The organism is Acinetobacter lwoffii (assembly GCF_024129735.1).
Classification (GTDB): domain Bacteria; phylum Pseudomonadota; class Gammaproteobacteria; order Pseudomonadales; family Moraxellaceae; genus Acinetobacter; species Acinetobacter lwoffii_H.
The window spans coordinates 1-2,341 of the sequence record NZ_JAMXXK010000096.1 but is presented as its reverse complement, the minus strand read 5'-3'; the positions used below and the strand labels follow the sequence as shown (position 1 = coordinate 2,341).

The 2,341-nt window shown below is 41.5% G+C and carries 1 protein-coding gene and 1 pseudogene; one reads left to right on the top strand and one right to left on the bottom strand.

Annotated elements, in window-relative coordinates:
• The first annotated feature begins 61 nt into the window (after positions 1-61).
• A complete protein-coding gene (locus NI469_RS15580) occupies positions 62-1,765 on the top strand; it encodes a GGDEF domain-containing protein (protein WP_253175652.1) in 1,704 nt (567 codons plus the stop codon).
• A gap of 122 nt (positions 1,766-1,887) precedes the next feature.
• On the opposite strand, the pseudogene NI469_RS15575 reads toward NI469_RS15580, so the two are convergent.
• A pseudogene (locus tag NI469_RS15575) lies at positions 1,888-2,253 on the bottom strand (AbiJ-NTD4 domain-containing protein); the annotation flags it as partial.
• Positions 2,254-2,341 lie beyond the last annotated feature (88 nt).

The following is a 2,341-nucleotide window of genomic DNA, read 5'->3' as shown; positions in this document are numbered from 1 at the left end:
TTGAAAACCATTTTAAAGCTTTCGACTTAACCTTTTTTTACATCAATAATGGCTTCATTTAATGTCAGCATACTTTTTGAAACACCACCAACGTTTGTACTGGTCGATGTCGATTATTATTTTATGTTTGCTTTGCATCTGTATTCCCTTAATTGTGAGTAGTAGTCAAAGTTATTTAAAATCCAGACAAACCTATCAACAATTGAATGCCTTGCAGCAGGTCGCTGATCTGGCAAATAAAATTTCGCGTGAGCGTGCGCCTGCCAATAAAGCCATGTCCAGTTCGGTGCAGGAATTTTCCCAGCATCAACAAGAGTTAGTCAGCTATCGACAGCAGGTTGATCGGCAGTTAGCTCACACGGCTGATGTCTTGACGGAGGTCGGTTTTAACAACCTGAATCAGCAACTTTCACAGCTTGAAAATAGTTTGAAAAAAGGGCGTGCACAGGTTGATGCCTATACCCGGATGCCACGTCAGCAACGTAGTGCGCAAGAACTTGATCAGGCGATTTTGGCCATGTTTGCTGCCTGGGAAAGTTGCCGCGAACTTTTACGTGACGTGGCAGTAGCTTCAGATAGCTCATCGACCCCTCTGAATAACTATATTAGCCAGATTCTATTTTTATCTGATTTACGTGATCAGGCCGGTCGTGTGGCCTCGTCTATCATGGCGCATGTGACTTTTGAAGCTCCGCTTCCCACTGAAAATATTACCCGCTCTTTACAGACCCAACATCAGGTGCGTTATTTGTGGGCCTTGATTGATACCATTCAACCTGTTAAAGATAAGACTGAGGAATTCATCCGTTTACATCGGCGGGTAGAAACCGAGTTTATTCAGCAAGGCTTACCGATTGTGAGTGAGCTGATCAGTGACAGTCTGGAGCAACGTGACTACCGTTTGAGCGGAACAGAGCTGACTGAAGCGATCGTAGATAAATTTGCGACTGTGGTAGACCTGCAAACTTACCTGCTGCAATATAGCAGAGATGCCGCTATTCAAGAGATGAACAGCAATATGCAGCGTTTGATCTGGAGCGTGTTGGTATCGCTGATTTCATTGCTGACCGCGATTTCAACCATGATTTTTGCACGTAAACAGGTTTTTCTGCCGCTAATTCAGGCACGCCGCATGTTGTTGAGTTTGTCTAAAAACTCGGGTCGTCAGAAAATTGATATGCGGCTGCGTGAAGTGAATCATTCTGATTCTTTATTCGCTGCCATTCAGAAATTGCAACAGATGTTGCAAGAACGTGATGCGCTAGAGTTCCGTTTAAAGAATATTGCCCATTCCGATTCTTTGACCGGATTATCCAACCGTTTCGCGCTAGAAGAATATATTCGTTTTATGGAAAATCAGCCGGGTCAATTGAGCCAAACCTGTTTGATGATTATTGATATTGATCATTTTAAACAGGTGAATGATCAATATGGGCATATTATTGGCGATCAGGTGATTCAGCTGGTGGCCGAGCGTTTAAAGGCCAATGTCCGTGCTACAGATTTGCTGGTACGTTATGGGGGCGATGAATTTCTGGTGCTGATTGAAAATATCCAGATGCAGCAGGCATTGATTGTGGCCGATAACATTCGGGCTGAAGTGGCTGAGCGTCATATTGTGACTGCAGCAGGAGACGAGATTCAGATTTCGGTCAGTATTGGGGTTGCCATTGGTGCCGTGTCCTGGATGGCTTTATTGTCAAATGCAGATGATGCTTTGTTTGCAGCAAAGGCCAAAGGACGTAATGCGGTGGCAGAGGTTTAGTTCAAAAGACTGTTTTCTCTACTTTTGAACTTCACAAAAGTAGCAAAATGCATTTGTTCGACTGATGCTAAGTCCCTTTAGCACAGTCGAACGGGCGACATCCATGTCGCCAGTCATGTGATCTAATTTGGATGATCTCTGGTTTTGTCGATCAGATAGTTAATAAAATTTGTGCAGGCAACAAGCATAAATTTTGCATCGATATAAGAAAGATTTGATTCGTCTAACATTGCATGGCGAATACCATCTGCATCGGATGTATAACCATATAAAGATTTAATACTGGCTTTTAATGCAGGATTTATTGGATATTGTTTTTCAATTTGACCAATTGCATCACCTAAAGTTACTTTGTCCTTCTTTAATATTTTTTGACACATACCTTCTAATGCCGAAACAGATTCTTTAATCGAATTTCGATAGTCAGGCTTTTGACGATCTGACATCAGTTTTAAAGCTTGATTTAAATGTTGTTGAACACCTAAATATTAGACTTCCGTCATAAATCAAAAAACGTACAATTTATTTGATCTTAAATTAATCAGCAAAATTATTTAATTCAAGAGATAATCCTTG